The sequence below is a fragment of the Dyella jiangningensis genome, from assembly GCF_003264855.1.
GTDB classification, from domain to species: domain Bacteria; phylum Pseudomonadota; class Gammaproteobacteria; order Xanthomonadales; family Rhodanobacteraceae; genus Dyella; species Dyella jiangningensis_C.
In genome coordinates, this window is record NZ_NFZS01000001.1 from 1,623,760 (window position 1) to 1,646,655 (window position 22,896).

General features: G+C 63.2%; 20 protein-coding genes. 9 read left to right on the forward strand and 11 right to left on the reverse strand.

All coding sequences use genetic code 11. The features are described from left to right. Window position 1 precedes the first annotated feature (1 nt). The gene (locus tag CA260_RS07290) at window positions 2–727 is read left to right on the forward strand and encodes a c-type cytochrome (protein ID WP_111981886.1); all 726 of its coding nucleotides are present in this window, start codon (window positions 2–4) and stop codon (window positions 725–727) included. 256 nt (window positions 728–983) lie between these two features. On the opposite strand, the gene CA260_RS07295 is transcribed toward CA260_RS07290, so the two are convergent. Continuing rightward, window positions 984–1,466 carry a hypothetical protein gene (locus CA260_RS07295; RefSeq protein WP_146745294.1) on the reverse strand — a complete coding sequence of 161 codons (483 nt, stop codon included), beginning with the start codon at window positions 1,464–1,466 and terminating at the stop codon, window positions 984–986. A gap of 363 nt (window positions 1,467–1,829) precedes the next feature. On the opposite strand from CA260_RS07295, the gene CA260_RS07300 reads away from it, so the two are divergent. Continuing rightward, complete coding sequence (locus tag CA260_RS07300; RefSeq protein WP_111981890.1) at window positions 1,830–2,939, forward strand: alpha/beta hydrolase family protein; 1,110 nt, start codon at window positions 1,830–1,832, stop codon at window positions 2,937–2,939. 648 nt (window positions 2,940–3,587) lie between these two features. Beyond that, on the forward strand, window positions 3,588–3,899 hold the full coding sequence (locus CA260_RS07305) for a HigA family addiction module antitoxin (RefSeq protein ID WP_191983769.1): 312 nt from the start codon (window positions 3,588–3,590) through the stop codon (window positions 3,897–3,899). A 25-nt stretch (window positions 3,900–3,924) separates the two neighbouring features. Here CA260_RS07305 and CA260_RS07310 read toward each other — a convergent pair whose 3' ends face one another. Next, window positions 3,925–4,578: a glutathione S-transferase family protein gene (locus tag CA260_RS07310; protein WP_111981892.1), complete on the reverse strand. Its 654-nt coding sequence runs from the start codon at window positions 4,576–4,578 to the stop codon at window positions 3,925–3,927. Between the two features lie 334 nt (window positions 4,579–4,912). Between CA260_RS07310 and CA260_RS07315 the strand changes: the two genes are divergently transcribed. Next, window positions 4,913–5,125, forward strand: a complete 213-nt coding sequence (locus tag CA260_RS07315) for a cold-shock protein (protein WP_111981893.1) — start codon at window positions 4,913–4,915, stop codon at window positions 5,123–5,125. 327 nt (window positions 5,126–5,452) lie between these two features. Here the strand turns inward: CA260_RS07315 and CA260_RS07320 are convergent, their stop codons facing one another. Together CA260_RS07320 and CA260_RS20870 are read right to left on the reverse strand one after the other, a co-directional pair. Next, window positions 5,453–5,791 carry a YkgJ family cysteine cluster protein gene (locus CA260_RS07320; RefSeq protein WP_111983053.1) on the reverse strand — a complete coding sequence of 113 codons (339 nt, stop codon included), beginning with the start codon at window positions 5,789–5,791 and terminating at the stop codon, window positions 5,453–5,455. Window positions 5,792–6,002: 211 nt separating this feature from the next. Further along, window positions 6,003–6,296: a hypothetical protein gene (locus CA260_RS20870; RefSeq protein ID WP_146745295.1), complete on the reverse strand. Its 294-nt coding sequence runs from the start codon at window positions 6,294–6,296 to the stop codon at window positions 6,003–6,005. 824 nt (window positions 6,297–7,120) lie between these two features. Between CA260_RS20870 and CA260_RS07330 the strand changes: the two genes are divergently transcribed. The 3 genes from CA260_RS07330 to CA260_RS07340 are packed head-to-tail and all read left to right on the forward strand — an operon-like array spanning window position 7,121 to window position 8,870. Then, entirely contained in the window at window positions 7,121–7,483 is a 363-nt protein-coding gene (locus CA260_RS07330) for a PadR family transcriptional regulator (RefSeq protein WP_111981897.1), read from the forward strand. Then, on the forward strand, window positions 7,483–8,406 hold the full coding sequence (locus CA260_RS07335; RefSeq protein ID WP_111981899.1) for a sensor domain-containing protein: 924 nt from the start codon (window positions 7,483–7,485) through the stop codon (window positions 8,404–8,406). The genes CA260_RS07330 and CA260_RS07335 overlap by 1 nt, the downstream gene beginning before the upstream one ends. Before the next feature lie 20 nt (window positions 8,407–8,426). Then, window positions 8,427–8,870 carry a DUF1579 family protein gene (locus CA260_RS07340; RefSeq protein WP_238149637.1) on the forward strand — a complete coding sequence of 148 codons (444 nt, stop codon included), beginning with the start codon at window positions 8,427–8,429 and terminating at the stop codon, window positions 8,868–8,870. 317 nt (window positions 8,871–9,187) lie between these two features. On the opposite strand, the gene CA260_RS07345 is transcribed toward CA260_RS07340, so the two are convergent. From CA260_RS07345 to CA260_RS07355, 3 genes are all read right to left on the reverse strand, one after another. After that, window positions 9,188–10,390 carry a DUF1501 domain-containing protein gene (locus CA260_RS07345; protein ID WP_111981903.1) on the reverse strand — a complete coding sequence of 401 codons (1,203 nt, stop codon included), beginning with the start codon at window positions 10,388–10,390 and terminating at the stop codon, window positions 9,188–9,190. A 9-nt stretch (window positions 10,391–10,399) separates the two neighbouring features. After that, window positions 10,400–11,956, reverse strand: coding sequence for a DUF1800 domain-containing protein (locus CA260_RS07350; protein ID WP_111981905.1), 1,557 nt, complete (start codon window positions 11,954–11,956; stop codon window positions 10,400–10,402). Window positions 11,957–12,122: 166 nt separating this feature from the next. After that, window positions 12,123–12,410 (reverse strand): hypothetical protein, encoded by a 288-nt coding sequence (locus CA260_RS07355; RefSeq protein WP_038619637.1) that lies wholly within the window; start codon window positions 12,408–12,410, stop codon window positions 12,123–12,125. Window positions 12,411–12,516: 106 nt separating this feature from the next. Between CA260_RS07355 and CA260_RS07360 the strand changes: the two genes are divergently transcribed. Continuing rightward, on the forward strand, window positions 12,517–13,122 hold the full coding sequence (locus tag CA260_RS07360; protein ID WP_111981906.1) for a class I SAM-dependent DNA methyltransferase: 606 nt from the start codon (window positions 12,517–12,519) through the stop codon (window positions 13,120–13,122). Window positions 13,123–13,170: 48 nt separating this feature from the next. Here the strand turns inward: CA260_RS07360 and CA260_RS07365 are convergent, their stop codons facing one another. From CA260_RS07365 to CA260_RS07380, 4 genes are all read right to left on the reverse strand, one after another. Next, complete coding sequence (locus tag CA260_RS07365) at window positions 13,171–14,460, reverse strand: DUF3472 domain-containing protein (RefSeq protein WP_111981908.1); 1,290 nt, start codon at window positions 14,458–14,460, stop codon at window positions 13,171–13,173. Window positions 14,461–15,442: 982 nt separating this feature from the next. Next, a complete protein-coding gene (locus CA260_RS07370; RefSeq protein ID WP_111981910.1) occupies window positions 15,443–16,768 on the reverse strand; it encodes a carbohydrate porin in 1,326 nt (441 codons plus the stop codon). 291 nt (window positions 16,769–17,059) lie between these two features. After that, window positions 17,060–18,910 carry a translational GTPase TypA gene (gene typA, locus CA260_RS07375; RefSeq protein ID WP_111981912.1) on the reverse strand — a complete coding sequence of 617 codons (1,851 nt, stop codon included), beginning with the start codon at window positions 18,908–18,910 and terminating at the stop codon, window positions 17,060–17,062. Between the two features lie 190 nt (window positions 18,911–19,100). Beyond that, window positions 19,101–20,498, reverse strand: a complete 1,398-nt coding sequence (locus CA260_RS07380; RefSeq protein ID WP_111981914.1) for a GntP family permease — start codon at window positions 20,496–20,498, stop codon at window positions 19,101–19,103. A gap of 168 nt (window positions 20,499–20,666) precedes the next feature. Between CA260_RS07380 and CA260_RS07385 the strand changes: the two genes are divergently transcribed. Further along, a complete protein-coding gene (locus CA260_RS07385; RefSeq protein WP_111981919.1) occupies window positions 20,667–22,895 on the forward strand; it encodes a TonB-dependent receptor in 2,229 nt (742 codons plus the stop codon). Window position 22,896: the final 1 nt, after the last annotated feature.

Consider the following 22,896-nt stretch of genomic DNA (forward strand, 5'->3'; position numbering starts at 1 on the left):
CATGCGAACGCTGAGGATCCTCGGGTTGACCGCGTTGGCGACGATCAGCGTTGCCTGGACGCAGGGCTTGCATGCCGCGTCGGATGCGCCGGCAGCAGCCGCCAGTACTGCGTCCAGGCCCGCACCTTTCGTCGATGTGCGTCGGCAGTCACCCATCGAGGGTAACGCACGCGAGGGCGAGGGCAAGGCCACGGTGTGCGCGGCCTGTCATGGACCCAAGGGCATGGCTGTCGCGCCGAACTTTCCGAACCTGGCCGGCCAATCGGCGACCTACCTGTACCTGCAGCTGAAGCTGTTCAAAGGTCGCCAGCGCAGCGACGCGATCATGAGCGCGCAGGCCGCCAACCTCAGCGACGCCGACATGCGAAACCTGGCCAGCTATTACGCGTCATTGCCACCCAGGCCGCCGGGAACGGCCGACACACAGTCGGTGGGAGCCCAGCTGTATCTGGGCGGCGATCCGGCGCGCGGCATTCCTCCCTGCCAGGCATGCCACGGCAGTGAAGCCATGGGGCCCCGGGTCGAGGTGAACGACAAGCCCCAGCCGCCTTGGGCCGCGTTCCCTCGCTTACGCGGCCAATCGGCCGTCTATGTCATCAAGGCACTGAACGACTTCCGGGCTGGCGCAAGAAGCGGTAGTTCGAACGCCAGGATCATGCAAGGCATCGGCGCAACGTTGAGCGATGACGATATCCAGCACGTGAGCGCGTATCTGTCTTCGCGTTGACGGAAGGCACCTGTGGTTCAGCGTCCAAACCGACTGTGCTTCACCGTAAGGCCTGTTTACGCCCCAGGGCGTGACAATCACCGTCCTCGCAAATTGCTGCGGTCGTGGACGCGTCTCAAGGTCCCCTTTTCGCTTCGGTTACGGGACTTTATTCATCCCTTCGAAAAGTGCTTCACTACCGGGGCGGCCGATTCCGGTGGAGGTTGTCATGAGCTACGGCACGTTTCGACACCCGAGCGCATGGATAGGGCCGGCGCTAAACCAAATCGCCACCACTGAAAACGTCCATCGTGCGACTCCCGGGGATGATCACGAGATGCTCGGGCAATCTCGCGTTGATCGCTCTGGCGCAAGCACCGAAGTCGTTGATGGTTTCCCCGATGCTGATGCGCACTCCAGTGCGGGCATAGAGGATGATCTGTCCGCGGCCATCGTCTTGGACGTACTTTGCCCGAATCACGTCGGCAAATTCGATCTCCTTGAAGAAGAAGGCGCCCGCACGTATGGATGTTGCGTCGAGGATGACGCGAAAGCGAAACAGATAGATGGCGAATAGGGTGCTGACGAGGAAGTACGTCGCGACGACGACTTTTCCCGCGAACAGATTCGTGAGGTTTGGCTGCCCCGCCGCCAGAAAGCCCAACGCGTAGAGGCCAATGAGGCAGAAAAGCGGTGTCCCTCTAGGCCAGCGGTATGTCGAATCGTCGCCCATCATCATCAAGCCTTTGCGTCGTGCCATCGGTAGCCGTCCAACCGCAGCCCTGGCCAAAAATGCGCGACCGTGGCGTCAGGCGTCACGGGAAGTACGTTCACGGATTTCGGGCGCGCCCGCAGGCCGCTCGCTGGGAGTATTCGCCAGCCGTTGCAGGCTTGGAAATAACAAAATGGCAGGGGGATGTAACGCATGTGCATAAGCGGATCCGCGGCCGATCCAGGCAAGAAGGGCGTGCGTTCCGCCCCTGATTTCCGCGCGTAAAGTCCGTCTGCGACCCGAACCAGACATCATTGCCGGCCATGTGTGGCAGCAGGCAGTCGGCCGCGCAGCCATGGCCCAGTTCAGCGACCGTGTTAGCCTGAAATCCCATCCCCAGGGAACCACGGAATGCGTCACTCACCCGGAAGTTGGCTTCTCGGCCTGCTGGTGGCCTGTAGTGTCGGTTGCCCGTTCAACACGTCGATCGCTTCCTCCGGCCCGGTTTCCGTGGCGGACGTCCAAACGTCGGTGGGGTCACTTGATGGCGTCCCTTACCGCATCGACATACCCGTGCATTGGAACGGCGATCTGGTCGTGCTCATGCACGGTTACGAACCCAAGGGCGTGCCGCGCCAGAATCCATGGCCACGAAATGAAGAGGCACCCGTCTTTCTCTCCCGGGGCTATGCCGTTGCGGCCAGCGCGTTTGCGTCGCAGGGCTGGGCGGTAGGCGATGCGGTGGAGGACAGCGAGAAGCTCCGCGAGTCCTTCATCAAGCAACACGGGAAACCTCGCCACGCTTATGTGGTGGGTTTCTCGCTGGGTGGCCTGGAGGCATTGGCGGCCATCGAACGCCATGGTCCGCCATACAGCGGTGCTTTGTCGGTGTGCGGTGTGAATGTATCTGCGCCGGAGATCATTGCGCGTGGCGTGGTGACGCCTTTGGTCGTCTTTGATGCGTATTTCCCTGGCGTACTGCCGGATCTCGCCGATCCCGCATCTCCGGCCATGATCGACCAGGACCGCATCCAGGAAGCGCTGAAGAGCCACCCCGCCAGCGCCGCGCGGCTGGCGGATCGATTGCAGGAGACGAGTGCCACGTTGCCTGGAGCACTGATGCTCGACTACATGGTCCTGCGTGAGATCGAGCAACGCGCGGGTGGCATGCCTGTCGACACGATGAAGACCTCCTACGTCGAGTTCGCTGACGACGGCGCGTTCAATGGCAGGGTGCGCAGGTACAAGGGATCACCCTCGGCCATGGCGTATCTCGCCGACAACGTGACGTTGACGGGGAAGGTCACCGCGCCCGTCGTCTTGCAGCGGAATACGTTCGACCAGACGGTGCCTTCGCGCTTCGATACGGTCTACCCCGGGCTCGCAAAGGCTGCGGGTAACGCATCGAAGGTGACCGTGCTGCCAACCGTGGGGGAAGGGCACTGCGCGTTTACGCACGAACAGATTGGCGAGGCCTTTGACGTTCTTGTCGAAAAGGGGAGCGAGGCGAGAAGTCGTTGATCGACTGAAGCCGCACGGGCGTGCGTTCTGGCCGGAGTCGAAGCAAGACCGCTTTCGACGTCGGCTCCCGCCGATCGACGCCACATCCCGACACGCGTGTCGGCGCGCAGTCGGGTGCTTGCGTGGTGATCGCTGACAGGCGACTCGAATGGGGTTTGCTACTTTCGCCGGGCCACTTCGGCGTTGGCGACGACGCGGCGAGTGGCCTCGACAGCAATGTCGTGAAGCGCGGGCCGTGGTGCTGAGAACACCGACGGCCCGCTGACCATCACCAACTAATCCGGAGTTGATCATGGCTGTCCGCGATCATACGGGACGCATTCGCCCGTCCATTCCCCTCGATGGCACCCTCACTTCTTCCTTCGGCGTCCTGCGCCCCGCAGGCAGGACGGGCCGTGGTCGAGCTTGTCGGCGTACGCCGACAGCCATCATCGGCCACGTCTTCATGCCGCTCGTTCGCCGACAGGCTTGATAGCAAGCGCGAAGTGAGCATTTCCCGCACCCGTTGATCGTTTCCACGGCGCATCGGCCCGCCGGCCGGTGCGCCGCCCCTCAGCGATAGCGGACACCATCACCGGCATGCGCCGACACGGAAGCCTGTAGGGTTTGATCCGTCATTGGGCCATGCCTGACAGGAAAGGAAGCCCCATGTGCCTCATCAAACTCGATCCGCTGATGGACTTTGACTCCACGGTGCTGTTACGCAGCCCTGGCGACATCCTGTTGAACGACCATCTCCGCCCTCGCACCATGTCGATCGCCTGGCTGGCCCGTCGCACCGGCATCTCGGTGTCCACGTTGCGACAGATCACGCGGGGCGAGCGTCGCATCAACGCCGAGTTCGCCTTGCGCCTCGCCTGCGTGATGGACCCGACGCCGGCCTATTGGCTGGTGCTGCAGGCGCGCTACGACCTGGCGACGGTGAGCGCAGAGCGGGGCGCGCGGCGTCGAACCACGTAACCACGGCCCCTCGTTTGCCGGCGCATCAGCCGGCAGCCGGCTGCGCCGTGTTGAACGCCAACTGCGCGGCAAAAGCCCGCTTGTATGCGGGGCGGGCTTCGCCGCGGACAACGTAGGCGGCCAGGCTGGGGAATTCGTTGAGGATGCCAGAGGGCCTCGTCCTGAGCAGCACCGACACCATCATCAGGTCACCCGCGCTGAACGCGCCATCCAGCCATTCGGCATCGCCCAGCCGCGTGGCGAGTTGACCCAGCCGATGGCGGATGCGGTCGGCGATCAGCGGCATCCGATCCTTGCTCCACGGCTTGTCTCCCTCCGTGAACTTGGCGGTGACGATCTCGAGAATGGGTGGTTCCACGGTGTTGACCGCGGCAAACATCCAGGCGATCGCCCGTGCCCGTGCGTTGGCGTCTTGCGGCAACAGGCCCGGGTGTCGCGTGGCGATATGAAGAATGATCGCGCCGGACTCGAACAGCACGAGATCGCCTTCCTCATAGGTGGGGATCTGGCCGAACGGATGGACGGCCAAATGCGCCGGCTCCTTCATCGCGGCAAATGACACCGGACGAACCTCGTACGGCTGGCCCGCTTCCTCCAGCGCCCAGCGAACGCGCGTATCACGCGCCAGCCCCATGCCGCCATCGGGCGAGCGTTCAAAGGCGGTAATGGTGATGGTCATGGCGTTGTCCTCATGAATTCGTCGCTTGTTACCAGGGGCGGAAAGCATGGCATCACCATGCCTTGCCGCTTCGCCACTTATCTGGCGCCTTTGAGATGACGACGAACGGCACGATCCCAAATCGACATGCCCGCTCCGTGCCTGGGGGAACCCATCAGGAGGTCGGTCATTTGTGCTCAGGGCCAAAGCCCGATAAGGTGGGAGGGCTGAGTTTCAAGGGTCACCCTGAATTGTGGCCCGATGTGTAGCGTCATTGCACCGTTGTACCCCCTTCCTCCTTGCGACCCAGCTTCCCGCCGCCATGCGGCTTTATTTGCTCCAAGGAGAATTGACTATGTCCCAGGCAGAAACCGGTACAGTGAAGTGGTTCAACGATGCCAAGGGTTTTGGCTTCATCAGCCGCGACCAGGGCGGTGACGACGTGTTCGTGCACTTCCGCTCGATCCAGTCGTCCGGCTTCAAGAGCCTGGCCGAAGGCCAGAAGGTCTCGTTCAACGTGACCCAGGGCCAGCGCGGCTTGCAGGCAGAACAGGTACAGGCGATCTAAGAGATCCTGCCTATACGCAAGAAAGAAGCCCGGCCATTGCCGGGCTTCTTTTTTTACAGCTCCCCAGGCTCGTGCTGGCTGCTCACCTGCCTAAAAAGCTGCCGGGGCTCATGTTCCCTTGGTCGACGTGCTTACGTCGAGCGCCGAACGGGCGTTGTCGCGTGAGGCCTGCTTCTTGGCCTCCTTTTCATCCTGCTTCTTTTTCTTTGCTAATTCGCGTTGGCGTTTTTCAAAGGAATAGTTTGTCTTTGCCAATGGAGCGCCTCGAAGTGGGTGGTGACCAAGGTTTTCGGAGCCTGCGCGATACGCCGTCGCCGTCGACGAAGCCTATGCAGCCGATGCGTGCCGAGCGCTGGCGGCCGCGGGGTCGCTGTACTCTGCACGGACGGCTTTGCAGTATGGCCCGTTCATCACGAAGCGACGGCACACGGAGGGGCGGTTCTCATAGATACCGCAATTCATGTTCGTGCTGTTCAAGGCGACGCACCATCCCTCCTTTCCACGTTGCATCACGTGCAAACCCTCGGGCGAGTAGGTGGTCAGGTAGTCGGGAACGCGATCCTCAGGCTGCAGTACGACCGTGAGACGGCAGCAAACGGCTTCGCACGAGGAACACTTTGCGCCGCCTTTGGGCGAGCTGGTCTGATTGGGCATGGCGACGAACATCCTCGTGTTACGTGTAATGCAGGAGATTGCCGCGGTACGGCGGCGTGTCACGATCATTCATGAGGCCTCGCTCCTTGGCGCGAGTGAGGCATTGTTCTGCCAATAGCTGACGATGCGCCGCATGCCAAGCTCGTTTCGCTTGCCAGAGACCGATCGGTCTTGCGTCAGCCTCGGGTAAGCAAGGCGATGGTGCCAGGTTCAACTCAAGGCATCAGCGCGATTTACGTCCTGTAAACGGCGCCGGACGGTTGGGTGCCACACCGGAATGGCCCGCCTCGCGCTTGAAGCGATCCGTCTTGCGATAGCTCTGTTCCACCTCAGCCGTGTCCCGTTCTTTCACGGTGCCTCGGTAGACATCGTGGATGTCCGATAGTGAAATCGTCTTTCTCGGTGGCACCATGTCGAACTCTCCGGTAATGAAGATACAAAGGCCGCGTCGATCGCCTTGTAGTGATCGAACGGTATGGAAAAGAAGGTCTACCGACTGACAGGCTGCGATGCCCATGCGCTCCCAGGCCGGGGCGCACAGTGCATGACTTCGTCTATTCCCTGATCACCAAGCCCGTGTCCCATAGACGATGCAGGTCGGTCAAAAGCTCGACTGCCTGGTACCGGACGGACAACCGCTGAATCCGCTCAACCAACCCCATACAACACAGTTCAAATCATGGGTTGGGGTGCTCAAGCGCTCTTAATGGCGAGCCTCCGAGCGCGCCTGATGGAGGGGCTCACCTCTAAGCAAGCCTCTGTCCACCTTACGCTGTTGTTGGCCTGCAAATGTTAGTTTCTTAGTGTGCGATGCAGTTTCAGTCGTTATGTGGGCCTGCTTTCGACTCCAAGTGGACGAGGAAAAGCACGCGTCCTTGAACGGTTTCGCGGGGAGTGCAGCTAGTGAGGCGATGACCTCCGCGGCAGTCCCGTCGCCGACGATCCAGAGCATCCAGGTCAGCGCTGAGGTGGGATCGCACGCGGATGCCCCGCGAGTAGTGCGGTGGCCACCATCAGCGTCAGGAGGCAGGAACCGGAGGATAGGTTCGACAGTGAAGTCTGCCGGGTCGCTGATATCGCACCAGCGCTCCGCCTCTCTGGAGCGATGAGCCTCCACCATGGCGTAGTAGTCGCAAGCGCTACTGCCAGCACGGCACGCTTGATCTGCAAGGCATCCATGAAGTCGACGACATGCTCGGCTACCGCGGCGGGCTCGCTGTACCGGTACATGGGTGGTCATGCCCAGACACACTGTTTGCCCAGCCGTGACTTCAGGCCCATGTACTACTGTTAACTTCACACTATGGTTCACTCCAAGGTAACCAGCAGTGCGGGTGAGCTGTGGAAGACAATGCCAGCCATCTGAAGAAATTCCAGAAGGAACTGTCGGCGGGCACTGTATCGCTGGTGCTGCTGGCGGTGCTCGGGCAGTCGCGGCAGCCGATGTATGGCTACCAGATCGCCAAGCGTCTGGAAGAAGTGGGGGAGGGCGTGCTGTCGGGGAAACAGAGCGCGCTCTATCCCGTATTGCGCAACCTGGAGGCCGCCGGGCTGCTCGATAGCGAGGTCGAGCCTTCCGTGAGCGGGCCGCCGCGACGCTATTACCGCATTACGAAGCCGGGGCGCGAGGTGTTGCGCGACTGGGTGGACGCCTGGAACGCCACGCGCGCTTCCGTCGATGCCGTCTTGCAAGGAGGGGTGTAATGAACGCACCACGCACGATCGCCGAGTATCTCAGGCAGCTGCGCGAAGCGCTGCGCGGAGCGGACCCGGCGCTGATCCAGGATGCACTGTACGACGCGGAAGAACACCTCCGCGCCGAGCTGGCCGAAAACCCGCAACGCAGCGAAGCGGAGATGCTTGCCCATGTGGTGGGCAGCTATGGCGCGCCCGATGAAGTGGCGGACATCTATCGTGACCAGGAGATCAAGATCCAGCGTGCACTGCGTCCGCCGCCGCCGCCGAAGCGCCGCTCGGTGCTGGGCCGCTTCTTCGGTGTGGCCGCCGACGCACGCACCTATGGCGCGTTGTTCTACATGCTGCTGTCGCTGGCCACCGGCATCTTCTATTTCACCTGGGCGGTGACCGGCATTTCGCTGTCGGCCAGCCTGTCGATCCTGATCATCGGCCTGCCGTTCATCGTGCTGTTCTTCGGCAGCGTGCGCGTGCTGTCGCTGATGGAAGGACGCATCGTGGAGACCATGCTCGGCATGCGCATGCCGCGTCGTCCGGTGTATCCCGTGCAACAGCTGGGGCTGATGAAGCGCATCGGCCGCATGTTCACCGACCTGCATACGTGGACCACGATCTGCTACATGTGGCTGATGCTGCCGCTGGGCATCGTGTACTTCACGTTGGCGGTGACGCTGCTGAGCGTATCGGTCGCCTTCATCGCCTCGCCGCTCGCGCTTGCCGTCGACCGCAGCCAGTTCGGCGGCCTGTTCCTGGATGGCCAGCCGCTGATCAACTGGGGCCTGGGCTTCCACGAAGTGGGTTGGGTCGATGTGACCGTGCTGTGCATGATCGGCATCGTCCTCCTGTTCGCCACGCTGCATCTGGCACGCAGCCTCGGCATCATGCACGGCCACATCGCCAAGGTGATGCTGGTGCCGCGCGACAGTGAATGAAGGGACCGGGAGGTCATGGCATGAGGATGCTCGACGCATTGGCGGGTGATTGGGCCGGCGATGAGGAGATCGCCACCACGCGCTGGGGACAAGGCGGGCCGGCGAAGGGTTTCATTCACGCGCGGGCCGCGCTTGGCGGTCGCTCCCTGTTGCAGGACTACCGCGAAGAGCGGGACGGCAAGATCGCCCTGCAGGCACACGCGGTATTCGTTGCCGGCCCCGAGCATGACCAGTACAGCCTGTACTGGTTCGACAGTTACGGGTTCGTCCCTGGTGCACCGGCACCGGGCCTCTGGGACGGACAACGCTTCACATTCGTGCGCAGCTCGCCGCGCGGACAGACGCGTCACATCTATGCGCCCGACGGGACGGATGTGCTCACGCTGCGCCTCGAAAGCTCGTTCGATGGCGGTGTGAGCTGGGAGCGCGTGATGGATGGGCGTTATCGCCGTATAGGCGCCTAAAGCGGGTTTCCTTATAGGAGCGCACCCAGTGCGCGACAAGCCGACGGAGCAGTGCACCCAAGCGCTACGGTCGCGCCCAGTCGCGCTCCCATAAGTAGCGGGCTGTTGTAGGAGCGCACCCAGTGCGCGAAAAGCCTACGGAGCGGTGACGCCATGCTCTGCGGTCGCGCACTGGGTGCGCTCCTACACGGTGGGTCGCGGCCTGCTGGTCCTGCTTCTGTGGGAGCGCACCCAGTGCGCGAAAAGCCTACGGAGCGGTGACACCTTGCTCTGCGGTCGCGCACTGGGTGCGAACCTGCAAAGAGAAAGGTGGTCAGCTAGGCCAGCTGCAGATCGCGCGGTCGTGCGCCAGGGAAAACGGCTTGCAGCTGGCTGCCCGACAACCCCCACGTCCGTCCCAACAGGCCACCCAGCATGTCGCGGTAATTGGTGAGCACGGGATAGTCGCGGTTCTGCAGCAGGCTCTGCGCATTGATGGCGACCTGCTCACCGGCAATGCGCCCGCCGTTCACCTTGCCACCCAACACCCAGTAGACCGTGCCATGGCCGTGGTCGGTTCCCTTGTTGCCGTTCTCGCGGAACGTACGGCCGAACTCGGACACGACTACGACGACCGTGTTGTTCCATTCGTCGCCCAGCGCGTCGGCGTACGCCGCCAGCCCCTTGCCGAGGTTGGCGAGATTGTTGGCGAGGCCACCGGTGACGTTGCCCTGGTTCACATGCGTATCCCAGCCGCCGACATCGACGAAGCCGAGGCGATACTGGTCGCGCATCATGGTGGCGATGCGCTGTGTTTCCGCGGCGAAATTCTTCGCGTTGGGGGCGCCGCGGTTGGCCTTCATCATTTCGGCCTGCAGCTCCTTCGAGACGGTCTGGCGAAGTTCCAGGCCGTCCGAGGCGGCCGAGGCGAGCGAGGTGTTTCTGTACATGCCGGCGAGAATGTCGGCCTGTCGCGTGTCGAACACGGACTTGGTGTTGCCGCGCAACGAAATGTTGGGAATGTCGCGCGTGCCGCCCTGGAAGGTGAGTGGCAGCGCGTCGGTGAAGGCGATGGATGGCACGCTGCTCATCTGGCCGGAAAGGCGCGCCATGAAGCCCGAGCGGAAATCGCTGCGCTGCCCGCTGGGTTCGCCGGACTCGATGTTGTCCTGCGTTTCGAAATGGCTGCGCGAAAGATCATCGGTGCCCGCGAACGGTACGAAGGCTACCTGGCCCTTCTGCCATAGCGGGTAGATGGAATCGCGCAGGACGGGATTGAGGCCCCATTGGCTGTCGAGCGCGATGGCGCTGTTGACGTTGCCCGCGTCGGGCCGGGCGATCGCCAGGGTCGGTCGTGACTCGTAGTAGAAATCGCTGGCGTAGGGAACCAGCAGGTTGTTGCAGTCGTAGCCGCCGCGCAGGAAGACGAGCAGGAATCGCGGTGCACTGGCCGGCGCAGCGAACAGCCTGCCGGAGAACGAAAACGCCGGAGCGGCCATCGCCGCGGCGGTTGCGGCACGAAGAAAGTCGCGACGGTTCATCGATGCGCCTCAGCGATAGTTGAAGTCGGGCGAGGAGAGCAGGAAGGTGTTCCATTCCTGCTGCGAGGTGGCCTTGGCCAGCGCATCACGCGTGGCTGTGCTCAGGTAAGGGTCGAACGTGTCGTAATAGAGGCGCGTGGTGAGCATCGGGAAATCGCCGCCGTTCCGTGGCAGGCCTTCCGGCGTCAGCAGGCGGTTGTTGCCGGTGCCGATGGCGCCGGCGATCTCGAAGCGTTTGGCCATCTGTCCGGAGCTCGACCATCCGCTCGCATCCAGCGGCCAGCCGTCAGGCGTCAGACGGCCAAACACCGGTTCGCCGAGCTGGTTGAGCCAGTTGATCAGAGGCCTGGCATTGACGATCGGCTTGCCGTCGTAGGCCACGCGCACCGAGGACACCACGAACTGCATCGGGTCCTTGAACTTCTTGCCGTAGCTGGCAGAGAGCTCTTTCGATTCCAGCATCGTGCGCAGCACGTCGGCGATGTCGCCATCGGTGCGCTGGAACGTACGCGCCATTTTCGCCACCAACGCAGGCGGTGGATCGTCCGCGACGAAATAGGCGGCGAGCTTGCGGGAGATGAACTGCGCGCATGCAGGCTGGCGTGTGATGAGGTCGACCGCCTGCTCGACCTCATGGAAACCCGAGCCCTTGATCTTCTGGCCGAGCAGCACCTTGTCACTGTAGTCGTGGCGCATCGGATTGAATTCGAACAGGCCGTTGCGCACGAACTGGGCAGCGACGCGCGGATGGCGGTCCAGCATCGGCCGTTCGCGCAACGGCGCCACGCCGGAACCGGTGAGGATCAGCGCGAGCTGTTGCACGTCCTGCTGCGTGTAGCCGGAGTTCACGCCCAGGGTATGCAGTTCCATCAGTTCCCGGGCGTAGTTTTCGTTGACATGACCCTTGGCGTTCTGGGCGTTGTCGAGAAATTCCATCATCGCCGGGCTCTGCAGCGTTGCCATCACCAGGTCGCGGAACTTGCCCAGCGCATGCGGCCGAATCGCGTTCTGTGCGTAGTCGGCGGCCACCCAGCGCACGCGTCCCTTGGCGCCGTACACGCTGAAATGGTTGAGCCAGAACCACACCATCTGTTCCTTCAGCTGGTTCGGGCCGTAGATGGCGTGCAGCAGTTCGATCTGCTGCGCCTGTTGCAGCAGCAGGTTGGCGTGTTCCTGTTGCGCTTTCTTGGCGGCGGTCTTGTCGTCGCCGTCGGGCATCGCCTTGATCTTCTCCTGCTCGTCGCGAAGGTTGGCAAGCAACTGTTCGGTGGGGGTGTTCACCACTTCGTAGCTGTCGATCAGCGAGGTGATCTGGGGCGGCATGGCATCGCCGTCCCTGTCGTCCAGCTGCCGGTCGAGGAAACGCGAGCGACCGAGGTCGCGGTAGCGGGCCACCGTGGCGCTGTCCAGGTCGAAGCCGTCGCGGCGCAGCCACGCGACGTCGTCCTGTGAGAGTGGGCTGGGGGCGCGGGCCATCGCCGCGCCTGGGCCGATGGCGAAGACCAGCGCGACGGTAGCCAGCGAAGGCAGGAGCGAACCGAAGATGGACTTCAGGACTACGCGCATGCGTCAGGGCTTCCTGTGGCGAGGCGGTGGGCGGCCATGCTGCACACTGTGAACGCGGCAGCTGGCGGCCGGCTTACCGGCCACGGCGATTTTTGTTTGTCGGGCATTCATGCGTGCCCGGCGCCTGCGCCGGGGGCGGTCCCGCAGGAGCAGGGAGTTGCCAGGCCTAGAACTCGTCCACGAACTCCACGACGGCCCCTAGGCGCGAGACCTCCACCTCGGTGACAGCCCGCACGGCATCGGCATGAAGGCCGTCGGCGGCCTGTACTTCGATCAGGAACAGCTCGCTGCCGTTGTCATCGACCAGGTCGCTGGAGCTGGAGTCGTCGCGCGGATACATCGAGGGCTCTTCGAGTTCTTCCACATGCTCGATGCCGTCGATGCCATGGAGCGTGGTGAGCAGCGTGTCCGCGTCGTCGCGGCTGCCGGTAAGGCGGATGCGAATGGTAGGCACGGGGGCGGTTCTCCTGTAACACGGCTCCATGCTGGCGCGGCCCATGTTCAGGACAAGTGAGCGCCATGCGTGGGCTACCATTCACGCACGGCCTGAGGAGAAAACCGTGCCCAAGATTTACGACCGCGCCTATTTCGACAAGTGGTATCGCCACCCCGATCATTCGGTCGCTTCGCCGGCGGAATTGCGGCGCAAGGTGACGATGGCGGTGGCGCAGGCGGAGTACTACCTCGGGCGCCCCATACGTAGCGTACTCGACGTCGGGTGCGGCGAAGGCGTATGGCGCGCGCCGCTGCGAGCCCTGCGGCCCGACGTGCATTACCAGGGGCTGGATGCGAGCGAATACGTGGTGGCCCGCTATGGACGCCGCCGCAATATTGGCCTGGCGCGCTTCGGGCAACTGGAACATCTTCGCTTCGACTACCGTTTCGACCTGATCGTCTGCTCGGACGTGCTGCATTACCTCAAGCCCGTCGAGATCCGTGCTGGCCTGGTGGGTATCAGCGACATGCTCGAAGGCGTGGCGTTTCTCGAAGTGTTTACCAGTCGCGATGGTGTCGATGGCGACCTGGAAGGGTTTCACTCGCGCGCGCCGTCCTGGTACCTGCGCGCCTTTGGCGAGGCCGGCTTGCTGCCCTGCGGCTCGCACTGCTACCTGGGTCCTCGCCTGGATCGCCGCATCGCCGCGCTGGAGCGGGCGCAGTTGTCCTAGTGTGTTGCTGCGTCGGAGCGATCAGTGCCGACGCAGCAACAGGGACACTCAGGGCAGGTTTTGCAGGTTCAGATCAGGGTGATTGCTGGTGGTCGGACGCGTGAAGGTCTGGCCCGAGGTGGTGGAGTTGCTGAAGAAGCCGTCGTTGCGCAGATAGAACTGGCTACCGGTATTGCCGCCGGCGAAGTCGAGGCGCTGCTTGTTCAGCCCGGTCGGATCCACATCGAAATAGGCTGAGGTGATTTCCTTCCATTCGCCGGTGGAGCTGATCGCCCACTGGTTGCCATACGTCGCGCCGCGCCCGATGTAGCCGCGCTCGGGGTCGAAGGATTCAAGGAAGGAATAGACGCCACGCAGGTAGGTCGACGTGCCTGCGTACTTCCACGTGGCAATGAGTTTCCAGTCGCAACGACCCTTGTCGTTCTGGTCGCTGCAGTTGCCCTGCGCGCTGGCGCTGCTGAACCACGAAGTGAACAGGGTATTGCCGCTGCCGTCAGGTTGGGCACGCGTGAGAAAGCGGTACGTTTCGCCGGCAACCCAGTGATAGCGCAGATAACTCTGGCCGCCGGTGCCTTCGCCACCGAAGCTGGCGATGGTGACGCCCGGTCCTTGCTTCACCAGGGTGGTGTTTCCGGTGGGTGAGTCCCACACCGAGAACAGGATCCGGCGCTCGGTCGCCGAATTCACCTGCATGCCGAAGTAGCCCACGTTGAATCCGTTGGCCATGTAGTACGAGCCGATCGGATCCTGGCCTTCGGGCACGGTGATCTCGCTGTAGAAGTACTCGGTATCGGCGGGTACCGTGAAGCCAAGATGCACTGATGGGCCTCGTCGCAACCAATAGAAGTTCGCGGGATCATTGGCATAGACGGTACCGGCCGCCGTCGCCGGGCCTGCGATCTGCAGCCCCGAGATATCGCCGAAGTAACCACCGTCGGTGGCGATGCCTTGCAGGTCGACCTTCACGTAGCCGGGCTTGTCGATGCTGAAGTTGCCCACCGGGAAGAGCGGCGGCGCGGTGCTGCTCAGTTGCACCAGTTTCGTCTGGTCGCCGATGGAGACTTTCACCGTGCTATGGCTGGCACCGTTCAATACACCGACCAATGACAGCTGCAGCTGCCCAGCCTGCTGCACATCGAAATAGACGCTGACCACGGTCTTGGGAGAATCCCAGTTGTGAAGGCCGTCGTCGGCGATGGTTTCGTCCTGCGTGGGCGAGGCTTGGGTGATATAGGCGTTGCCGCCCAATGGCACGGTGCTGGCCGCATCCTGCGCCGCGGATATATCCGCGTGTAACAGCATCAACAGCCCTAGAAAACTGCTTGCAAGTTGTCGCATGACTCCTCCCTTGGTACTGGCCGTGTTGCAGCGAAGGCCGGCCCGGGTTCACGGCGTGCCGTGACTCGTGCCGGCCGGAAGCGCGTCGCGTGGCGCCGATATGCCGGACAGGCCGGCACGTGGCAGCAAATGGTTGGTATCGAAAGAATGCGACAATAAAAGAACAATAACGAAAGCTGTATTCTATGCAAGTGCCTTCGTTTTATATCGTTTGTAACCAATGGGCGTATACGGCACCCGTTTTGACCCTGCGTCCATGACCGGCCGGACGGATGCGGAAAACAAAAAAAGGCCACCTTGTGGGTGGCCTGCTACGACTGCTCCATCCACAACGATTAGCCCGCAGACGGCACGCGACCAGTGCACGCATGCCCGCACAGCGCCTTCTGTGGGAGCGCACCCAGTGCGCGACAAAGCTGCGAAGTGGCAAGCATGAGGTGCCGCGGTCGCGCATAGGATGCGCTCCCACATAAACAGGGTGTCGCGAAGGCCTGCGTTCTTTTGCAGGAGCGCACCCAGTGCGCGACAAGCCTATGGAGCGTAATTACCGGACCCGCGATCGCGCACTGGGCGCGCTCCTACAGTGACAGGAATGTTTCGTGGCGAGCCTTTCTTTTCTTGTGGGAGCGCACCCTGTGCGCGACAAGCCTACGTAGCGGCAAGTGTGAGGTGTGGCGGTCGCGCATAGGATGCGCTCCCACATAAGCAGGGTGTCGCGGAGGCCTGCGTTCTTTTGCAGGAGCGCACCCAGTGCGCGACAAGCCTATGGAGCGTAATTACCGGACCCGCGATCGCGCACTGGGTGCGCTCCTACAGTGACAGGAATGTTTCGTGGCGAGCCTTTCTTTTCTTGTGGGAGCGCACCCTGTGCGCGACAAGCCTACGGAGCGGCAAGCATGAGGTGCTGCGGTCGCGCATAGGATGCGCTCCCAGATAAACAAGGTGTCGCGAAGGCCGCGCTCCTACAGCATCGAAGAGCCGCTCAGATTTCCAGGTGCGCCCGCAATGCCACGAATCGCGCGGGGCCGCGGTCGCGGTTGTAGCCGGGGTGGCGGATGTATTGGATGTCGGGGCTGAGCGTGAGGTGCTTGATCGGCGAGTAGCTGTAGTACGCCTCGACGATCTCCTCGCGGCCATAGTTGAGGCGTCCGTCGCCGAGCACGAAGCCTTGGCCTCCCAGCGCAAGATACTCGCGATGCTCGGGCGACAGCCCATCGATCGCCACCGCGATGGAAAGATGGTCGTCCGGCCTCGCCCAATGCGCGCCCGAGAGCTGGAAGCCGCCGCTCAGCGATCGATCCACTTCGGTGAACACGAACGATTCCGTGCGGCCATCGTTCCAGCCTGCGCGCATGAAAAGTCCGGTGTCGCCGTGGTCGGCAAGAGGAAGCTCGCCATTCACGGTGAAGCCGTACTTGTGGCGACCGGGCGCATCATCGGCCAGGATGTCGGGCCGCTGCCCGGTGGCGAGTGCGGCGGCGATGGCATCGCGATAGATGCCCATGCGCGCTTCATTGCGGAAGGCGAGGAAACGCAGCGCCCAGCCGTCGGCCTGCGGCTGCAAGGTGAGCTCGACCTGCTGCCCGTTGGAATCGCCGAGCGAGGACACGAGCTTCTGGCCATTCGCTTCGTACGGCATGCGATAGATGCCGTAGCGCAGCGTCCACGTGGGGTTGACCCACGCGATCATCACGCCGTCGGTGTAGCCGCGCGTATCGGCGGCGAAATCCCAGGCGGTGTTGTTGAACAGCGACCAGTCCATGAACTGCGTGCGCGTGCCGTTGGCATAGCGGTTCTTGTCGAAGTCGTCGCTCACGGCCATCTTGCCGACTTTCACATCGACGCGGTGCGTGGCTTCCTTGCCCGGCAGCTGGTCCTGGCCACGCTCGACGTCGTCGGTCTCGTCACCCAACGGCAGCGACCAGCGCAGGTAGCGTCGCGCGACATAGGGCTTCTTGGGCAGGCCGGCGGTACCTGAGCGGATCACGTCGCCGTTGGTGAGGCCGCCCAGGCCGGTGGCGCCGGAGACGCCTTCGCCCTTGAACATCTCCACGTCGAAGTAGAACTGCAGGTGCAGGGGCAGGTTGACGCCGAAGTAGGCGCCGAAGGTGTGCGAGCGCTTGGTGTCGCCCTGCGGACGCAGGCTCAGCTCACTTTGATAAGGCGAGTGCAGCGAGTACTGGTGCTGGTCGACGAAGGTGTATTGCGCGCCAAGCCACTGCGGGATGAAGAGCTTGTCTTCATCGGCATGGGCCATCAGCGGTGCGGCCATCAGGCAGGCGGCCAGCAGGATACGCGTGTTCTTCATTGCTCATTCCGTGCAAGAGCGCGGCAATGAGCGGACCGTCAGGCAGGCATGCCGCTCACGGCCGGGCCGTGATCATCATCGTGGCGTGCCGGCGCCGCTTCATGCGGGGCGCGCGGACACGACTGGCAGGGTCGCTGTCCATGGTGGGTTCGTTTTCTAGGGACGCCCCGAAGGTTGGGGCGCGCGCATGGTGACTATGCGGCAAGGGTGTGTCAACGCTTTTTCAGCGAATTTCCCAAGAAAAAGGCCACCTTGCGGTGGCCTTTCTGTTGAGCACGGTGCGGGAAGCGATCAGACCGCCGAACGCGAGGCCTTCTTGCGATCGTTCTCGGTGAGATGCTTCTTGCGCATGCGGATTTCCTTCGGGGTGACTTCGACCAGCTCGTCGTCGTCGATGAAGTCCAGCGCCTGCTCCAGCGAGAACTTGGTCGCCGGAGTGAGCTGGATCGCATCGTCCTTGCCCGAGGCGCGCATGTTGGTCAGCGGCTTGGGCTTGATGGCGTTGACGGTGAGGTCGTTGTCCTTGGCATGGATGCCGATCAGCTGGCCTTCGTACACCGAGTCGCCTTCGGCGGCGAACAGCTTGCCGCGTTCCTGCAGCGGGCCAAGCGAGTAGGCCGGGGTGGTGCCGCCGGCGTTGGCGATCATCACGCCGTTCGGACGCTTGGCGATGGCCACCGGCGTGTACGGGCCGTAGTGGTCGAACACGTGGAACAGCAGGCCCGAACCCTGGGTGAGCGTCTTGAACTGGTTCTGGAAGCCGATCAGGCCACGCGCCGGGATCAGGTACTCCAGGCGCACGCGGCCCTTGCCGTCGGACACCATGTTCTTCAGCTCACCCTTGCGGATGCCCAGGCGCTCCATCACGCCGCCCTGGTGCTGCTCTTCGATGTCGACCACCAGCTGCTCGATCGGCTCCATCTTCTGGCCGTCGATTTCCTTGATGATCACTTCCGGACGCGACACGGCCAGCTCGTAGCCTTCGCGGCGCATGTTCTCGATCAGCACCGACAGGTGCAGTTCGCCACGGCCCGAAACCAGGAACTTGTCGGCGTCGGAGCCGTCTTCCACGCGCAGCGCCACGTTGTGCACCTTCTCGCGGTCCAGGCGCTCACGCAGCTGGCGGCTGGTGAGGAACTTGCCGCCCGACAGGTCCTTGTTGCCGACGAAGGGCGAGTTGTTGACCTGGAAGGTCATGCTGATCATCGGCTCGTCGACGCTCAGCGCCGGCAGCGCTTCGGGCACGTCGATCGAGGTCACGGTGTCGGAAATGGTCAGCTCGGGGATGCCCGAAATGGCGACGATGTCGCCGGCTTCGGCGCTGTCCTGCTCGATGCGCTCGAGGCCGAGGAAGCCGAGCACCTGGCCGACCTTGCCCTGGCGCTTCTTGCCATGGCGATCGATCACGGCGACCGGCATGCCCTTCTTCAGGGTGCCGCGCTGGATGCGGCCGATGCCGATCACGCCCACGAAATTGTTGTGGTCCAGCTGGCTGATGCGCATCTGGAAGGCGCCTTCCGGATCCACGTCCGGCTTGGGCGCGTGCTTCATGATCGCTTCGTACAGCGGGGTCATGTCGCCTTCGCGGGCGTTCTCGTCCAGCGAGGCGTAACCGTTCAGCGCCGAGGCGTAAACGATCGGGAATTCCATCTGCTCATCGGTGGCGCCGAGCTTCTCGAACAGGTCCCACACCTGCTCGACCACCCACTCCGGACGGGCGCCCGGGCGGTCGACCTTGTTGACCACGACGATGGGCTTGAAACCCATGGCGAAGGCCTTCTGCGTCACGAAGCGGGTCTGCGGCATCGGACCATCCATCGCGTCGACCAGGATCAGCACGGTGTCGACCATCGACAACACGCGCTCCACCTCGCCGCCGAAGTCGGCATGGCCTGGGGTGTCGACGATGTTGATGCGGTTCTTGGTGCCCGTCTTCTTGTCCGTCCACGTGATGGCCGTGTTCTTGGCCAGGATCGTGATGCCACGCTCCTTTTCCTGGTCGTTGCTGTCCATCACGCGCTCGGCGAGGACGGTGCGCTCGTTGAGCGTGCCGGACTGCTTGAGCAACTGGTCGACGAGCGTGGTCTTGCCGTGGTCGACGTGGGCGACGATGGCGATATTGCGCAGATTTTCGATGGACATGAGATGGGCTCGGGCGGCCAGGGGCCGTCGCGTGAGGTTTCAGTAGGGATAACTCCGGAATTATACGGGGTTATGTGACAGCTTGCTTGTGCCGCCTTAACAAACCCGTTCAGGCATGGAAAAGCGGCCCGCCGAGGGAAGCCGGGCGGGCCGAGGGGGAAATTGCAGCAGGCGTGAGACGCCGGGCGAGTCAGACCAATCCGGTGAGGCTGTAGGCCAGGATCACCACGAAAACCGCCAGGGTCTTGATGACCGTGATGGCGAAGATGTCCCGGTAGGACTGGCGGTGGGTAAGCCCGGTGACCGCCAGCAGGGTAATGACCGCGCCGTTGTGGGGCAGGGTATCCATGCCGCCCGAGGCCATGGCGGCCACGCGATGCAGTACTTCAGGAGGAATCCCGGCCGCCTGGGCGTTGTGGATGAAGGTGTCGGCCATGGCGGCCAGCGCGATGCTCATGCCGCCCGAGGCGGACCCGGTAATACCGGCCAGCGCCGTGACCGTCACGGCCTCGTTCACCAGCGGATGCGGGATGGCGTGGAGGGCGTTGGCGATCACCCGGAAGCCGGGCAGCGCCGCGATGACCGCGCCGAAGCCATATTCCGACGCCGTATTCATCGAGGCCAGCAACGCGCCGCCCACGGCGGCCTTGCTGCCCTCAGCGAAGCGCCGGGCCACCGGGCGCCAGGCGAACGCGAGCACGCAGGCAATGCCGACCAGTAGGGCGCCTTCCACGGCCCAGATCGCGGCGATCTTCGAAACCTCCTGCACCACGGGCTTGGCGTCGCCGATCACGGCCGGCACGAAGGCATGGCTGGCGCCGTAAATGCGAGGGATCGCGTCGCCAAGCACCTTGTTGAGCACGCCGACCAGCACCAGCGGCAGCAGAGCGATGGCCGGATGCGCGAGCGTGTCACCTTCGAATGCCACCGGCTCGTTGACGAGTGCGCTGCCATAGCCTTCACCCGCAGTGGCGGCCTTGCGACGGCGCGATTCCAGGTAGAGCAGGCCCACGACGAGGATGAACACCGCGCCCAGCGTGCCGAGCCACGGCGCGGCCCAGGCGTTGGTGCCGAAGAACGAGGTGGGGATGATGTTCTGGATCTGCGGCGTGCCCGGCAGCGAGTCCATGGTGAAGGTAAACGCGCCGAGTGCGATGGTGCCGGGAATGAGCCGCTTGGGAATATCCGACTGGCGGAACAGCTCCGCCGCGAACGGATACACCGCGAACACCACCACGAACAGCGACACGCCGCCGTAGGTGAGCAGCGCGCACACGATCACGATGGAAAGCATGGCGCGGCCGCGGCCCAGCAACCCGAGGGTGGCGGCGACGATGGAGCGCGAGAAGCCGGAAAGCTCGATCACCTTGCCGAACAGCGCGCCGAGCATGAACACCGGGAAATACAGCTTGAGGAAGCCGACCATCTTGTCCATGAACAGGCCGGTGAACATCGGCGCGACCAGCGACGGATCGGTGAGCAACACCGCGCCCAGCGCCGCGACCGGCGCGAACAGGATCACGCTGTAGCCGCGATAGGCCGTGAGCATGAGAAAGCAAAGCGCGGCCAGCACGATCAGAAATGCCATCGACCCCATCCCCGGATGCCCCTCATGGGCATCGTCGTGCGGCGAGTATCCGGACGGCATGTCGTCCGCGGCACTGTACGAAGGTACAAGTGTGGGCGTGAAGGCGGCTGCCTAAGCTCCGTGACATTCGGCATTCCGGGTCCGGGATGCGTCAAAGCGAGGGGAGCTATGAAACGCACGCATCTGAGTATGGCGATCGGGCTGGCGGTGGGGCTTTGCAGTCCGTGGATGGCGCAGGCCGACGAGGCTCCGCAGAGCCATGCCGCGCCGGCCACCACGGCCAAGACGTCCGATGCCAAGCAGCTCGAGGGCGTGAAGGTTACCGCCCGCAAGCGCGAGGAAACGCTGCAGGACGTGCCGATCGCGGTCAGTGCCTTCACCGCGCAGACGCTGTTCAAGCAGAACGTGCAGACGCTCGCCGACCTGCAGGGCAAAGTGCCTTCGCTGCAGATCTACGCAGCCCGCGGCTCCAACACCACGCTCACGGCGTATATCCGCGGCGTCGGCCAGGCCGATCCGACCTGGGGCTTCGACCCGGGCGTCGGCATCTATCTCGATGACGTCTACATGGCGCGCCCGCAAGGCACCGTGCTCGACGTGTTCGACACCAACCGCATCGAAGTACTGCGTGGCCCGCAGGGCACGCTGTATGGCAAGAACACCATCGGCGGCGCGATCAAGTACGTGTCCAACCCGCTGCCGACGCAGACCACCGGCTCGGTCGAAGGCACCGTGGGCACGCATGGCGAGAAGGACATCAAGGGCGCCATCGGCGGCGCCACCGACGACGGCGTGTGGCGTGGCCGCATGGCCTACGCCAGCAGCCACAACGACGGCTACGGCACCAACCTGCTGACCGACAGCCGCAATGGCAACAAGAACAGCAATGCCGCGCGCGCGTCGCTGGGCTTCTTCCCGTCGTCCACCTTCAACGCGCAACTTTCGGTCGACGGCATGCGCGACAATTCCAATCCGCGCGGCGCCAAGATGCTGGCGGTCAACAAGCTCGACCCGAAGTATCAGCCACTCTCCAGCGATTTCGACACACGCAGCGGCATGCCGGCGGGCAACAGCACCACGCTGTGGGGCACCGCATTGACGCTCAACTGGATCGTCAGCCAGGACTGGTCGCTGAAATCCATCTCGTCGTATCGCGGTTCGTCCACCGACACCAACATCGACTTCGACACGCTTCCGGAGAAGATCGCCGACGTCAACGCGGTCTACAAAGACCACCAGTTCACCCAGGAATTCCAGGCCAATTACGACAACGGCGGCTCGGTGCACGGCGTGTTCGGCCTGTTCTATTTCGATGGCACGGCCAAGGGTTACATCCACAACATCTTCCTCGGCTCGCCACCGTACTATCCGCTGCTGTCGCAGTACGGCGGTACGGGAGGCAGCATCGGCACCAAGAGTTACGCCGGCTACGGCGACTTCACCTGGGACATCAGCCCGCAGTGGAGCCTGGACGTGGGGCTGCGTTACACCAGCGAGAAGAAATCGGCGGTCATCCAGAACTACGCCTATTCCAACGACACCTTCACCACGCCGATCGGCACGCTTGCCGATTTCAGTGGCGCGCATACCTCGCACAACCTGTCGCCCAAGGTGTCGCTGGACTATGCGGCCACCGACCAGATCAAGCTCTATGGCAGCTTCAGCCAGGGCTTCCATTCGGGCGGCTACAACATCCGCGCCAACTGCGTGGCGATCCCGCAATCGTGCCGGCCGATTGCCGACGAGAAGGTCACCTCGTATGAAATCGGCAGCAAGATGTCGTTCTTCGACGATACCTTGATGTTGAACACGGCGCTCTTCCACAACATCTATTCGGACATCCAGCTGTCCGTGTTCACCTCCTACACGCAACCCAATGGCGCGCAGGGTTTCTTCGGCGACTTCACCAACGCCGGCAAGGGCCATATCGACGGCTGGGAAGAAGAGTTCGCGTGGAAGCCTGCGGAGAACTGGACCTTCAGCGGCAACTGGGCGTACCTGCATACCAAGTACACCGAGTTCATGAGCGCCGGCAAGAACATCGCCGACACGCAACGTTTCACCAACGCGCCGAAGTGGTCGGGTGGCCTGAACCTGGAGCACACCATTCCGCTGGACAACGGTGGAAGCGTGAGCGGTCGCATCAACTACACCTACCAGACCAGCGTCTATCCCGAGACCACGCTGTCGCCGCTGATCATGCAGCCGGCCTACGGTCTGTGGAACGCCGGCGTGGTGTGGCAGATCAACCAGCCATGGACGCTGAGCCTGCAAGGCACCAATCTTGCGAACAAGGGTTATCGCACGACGGGTTACAACATTGCGGCGCTGGGTATCGTCACCGGCTTCTATGGCGCGCCGCGCATGGTGACGCTGACCGCTCGCTATACCTTCTGAG